Here is a 2,992-nt window from a genome sequence, read left to right on the forward strand (position 1 = left end):
TGGATGGGACAACCGGTCAAATTTGGGTAGAGCCTTCTGAGGAACGGAAGCAAGAATTACAGCTACAGAGCAACAGTAAGGATGAATTACCGACGGAGGTAATTACTCAAGATGGACACAAAATTCCCTTGATGGCAAATGTTTTGGGAGAAGCTGATGCTAAATTCGCTCTCGATTGTGGTGCTCAAGGGATAGGTTTACTTAGGACTGAGTTTCTTTATCTGGAACGCTTAACTATTCCGATGGAAGAAGAGCAGTTGGCAATCTATCAAGCCATTGCGGAAATTATGGGTACCCATCCCCTAACGATTCGTACTTTAGATATTGGCGGTGACAAGCCCATGCCCTTCCTGAATCTAGCGTCTTCTGATCCTCCCTCTGCTCGGCACACCCCGGAGCCTAACCCTTTCCTAGGATGGCGGGGGATTCGTCAGAGTTTGGATTGTCCAGAGATGCTCAAAATCCAACTGCGGGCGATTCTACGAGGGAGTTATGGACACAACATTAAGGTGATGTTTCCCATGGTTTCTTCAGTAGAAGAGGTACGGGCTGCTAAGGAAATCCTAGCAGAGGCTAAAGCTGAGTTGCGCCAAGAAGGGTATAGTTTTAATGAACAGATGCCAGTGGGGATTATGGTAGAAGTCCCCGCAGCAGTAACCATGGCTGATCAGTTAGCGGCTGAAGTGGACTTTTTCAGCATTGGTACTAATGATTTGAGTCAATATGTCATGGCCGCTGACCGTACTAATCCCAAAGTTGCGAAGCTAGCTGATGCCCTTGAACCGGCTGTACTACGGATGATTCAACAAACGGTAACTGTTGCGCATCAAGCAGGAATTCCAGTTAGTGTGTGTGGTCAGTTGGCATCGAATCCAGTAGGGATACCGATTTTATTAGGGTTGGGGGTGGATGAGTTGAGTGTAAATCCACCTGCGATCGCTACTGTGATGTCAGTTATTTCACAGTTGACTATCAACCAGGCCGAGATGCTTGCTAGTGAGGTGTTGCAGCTAGATTCCGCTCTTGGGGTTAGAGAGTATAGCGCTACGTGCAAGGCAATAGGCAATAGGCAATAGGCAATAGTTTACTAGAACAGCTTTTGCTGGTTTTATAAATGTCAAACACCTTAATCGGTAGTGCTATATATTGTCAAGCAACTGGACAGGTCGGTTTGAGTCTTGGCAGGAGTGATATAGCGCTACGGGCAAGGCAAAAGGCAAAAGGCAACAGGCAACAGGCAACAGGCAAAAAAAAAGAGAGCCGTGTTACTGACTCTCTCGATCATCAGGGTGCATCTTATATTTCAAATATACCTGATTAAATGAGGGGTGTAACCCCTCACTGCATAAATCAGCCAAATGGCTTAGTTTGTAATTTGGTACTGCTATAGCAGAAGTCAGAAGTCAGAAGTCAGAAGTCAGAAGTAACACTCTTGCGCTTACTTAGGTTTGAGACTTTTGTCATGTCCTAACTGCCCTGGCGACTGCTATAACCTGATCTCCCTCACAAGACAGGGATTGAGATTGGAATAGTTATAGCGCTACGCGCAAGGCAAGAGGCAAAAGGCAACAGGCAAAAGTTAAAGGCAAAAGTTAACTAAAACAGCTTAATGGGTAGTGCTATAAAATTAGGAAGCATTACCAACCCCAGACCTATGTTCGAGCAACAACCCGAAACACTACAGCAAAAGGTCAAACTCTTGGCATCGGAATCAATTCGTCAAGATAATCCATCTCAATGGTTTGAGGTTTTATATGCCGAAGCTAATGGGGATTCAGGGCAAATACCTTGGGCGCGTTTAACAACCCATCCTTATCTACAGGATTGGTTAGCGCGTAATACACCCCAAGGGTCGGGTCGCTCTGCCCTAGTGGTTGGTTGTGGGTTAGGGGATGATGCTGAAGCGTTGGCGCAGCAGGGTTTCCAAGTGACTGCCTTTGATATTTCCCCGACTGCGATCGCATGGTGCCAAAAACGATTTCCCGATTCCCAGGTCAAGTACCAAGTTGCGGATTTATTTGCATTAGATCCAGCATGGTATCAGAAATTTGATTTTGTGTTTGAATGTCGTAATATCCAAGCCTTACCCCTCAAGGTTCGGTCAACTGTTATGAATGCGATCGCATTCTTACTCGCCCCAGGAGGAACCCTGTTACTTATCACTCGGTTTCGCGATACCGACACTGAACCGGATGGTCCTCCTTGGCCGTTGTCCGATACAGAACTAGCTTACTTTAAGGAATTGGGCTTACAAGAAATCCGTCGTGATACTGTCCCAGAATCGGAGGATGACCCAATTCAACGGTTACGCATTGAATATAGTCGCGAATATACTCGCCATGGTTCTTAAACGCTTAATTATTGAAATGGGAATGGGAGTAGACCAACACGGTCAAGACCCAACCGTAGCAGCAGCACGAGCTGTACGGAACGCTATTGCTCACAATGCCTTACCTGGTGTTTGGGAAGTAGCTGGTTTAGAGCATCCCAATCAAATGATAGTTGAAGTTCAAGTCGCCGTGCCTTACCCAGAGCAAGTCCGGGAAAATGAAGTACTGGCTGTACTCCCTTTCGGTCAGAAAACTCTATCCCTTGAGTCCGGTGGAATGGTGGTTCAAGGCAGGGCGATTCCAGAACTTAATGATAAAAATGATGAGATGCTGATTGCTGTTGCAGCCGTTACTGTTTTGGTGGATAGTGATTAGGTAAGCTATCAGCTATCAGCTATCAGCTATCAGCTATCAGCGAACAGCGCTACGCGCACGCTACTTGAGGTGCTATCAGCTATCAGCTTTTGAATAAAAGAGGAATACAAAATTTAATCATCGTTGAACAATAGTCTTATGCTTTCGGTGTTACTTCTACGCGATTGGCAATGGCATCCACTACGGTTTCAAAAATGCCCAGGGAGTTTTCCACCATGGTGTTGAGGGTATCGAGCAGGGGATTAATTTCACAGATTTCCCAACAACACACCCGTGGATCTTTAACC

4 protein-coding genes are annotated in these 2,992 nt (G+C 46.0%); all 4 read left to right on the top strand.

Features of this window, described 5'->3' with window-relative positions; genetic code table 11:
* Positions 1-1,076 (top strand): phosphoenolpyruvate--protein phosphotransferase (ptsP, locus tag F6K38_RS38340; protein WP_287360183.1); only part of this gene is annotated, 1,076 nt, incomplete at its 5' end.
* A 38-nt stretch (positions 1,077-1,114) separates the two neighbouring features.
* Complete coding sequence (locus F6K38_RS38345) at positions 1,115-1,321, top strand: hypothetical protein (RefSeq protein WP_287360185.1); 207 nt, start codon at positions 1,115-1,117, stop codon at positions 1,319-1,321.
* 333 nt (positions 1,322-1,654) lie between these two features.
* A complete protein-coding gene (locus F6K38_RS38350; protein WP_287360186.1) occupies positions 1,655-2,350 on the top strand; it encodes a class I SAM-dependent methyltransferase in 696 nt (231 codons plus the stop codon).
* Positions 2,340-2,705, top strand: a complete 366-nt coding sequence (locus F6K38_RS38355; protein WP_287360188.1) for a Lin0512 family protein — start codon at positions 2,340-2,342, stop codon at positions 2,703-2,705. The genes F6K38_RS38350 and F6K38_RS38355 overlap by 11 nt, the downstream gene beginning before the upstream one ends.
* Positions 2,706-2,992 lie beyond the last annotated feature (287 nt).

This window comes from Moorena sp. SIO3B2 (genome assembly GCF_010692525.1).
GTDB lineage: Bacteria > Cyanobacteriota > Cyanobacteriia > Cyanobacteriales > Coleofasciculaceae > Moorena > Moorena producens.

Bases quoted from the DNA above. Each gene is read 5' to 3' on its own strand.
- F6K38_RS38345 (WP_287360185.1), top strand. From the start codon at position 1,115: ATGTCAAACACCTTAATCGGTAGTGCTATATATTGTCAAGCAACTGGA.
- F6K38_RS38350 (WP_287360186.1), top strand. From the start codon at position 1,655: ATGTTCGAGCAACAACCCGAAACACTACAGCAAAAGGTCAAACTCTTG.
- F6K38_RS38355 (WP_287360188.1), top strand. From the start codon at position 2,340: ATGGTTCTTAAACGCTTAATTATTGAAATGGGAATGGGAGTAGACCAA.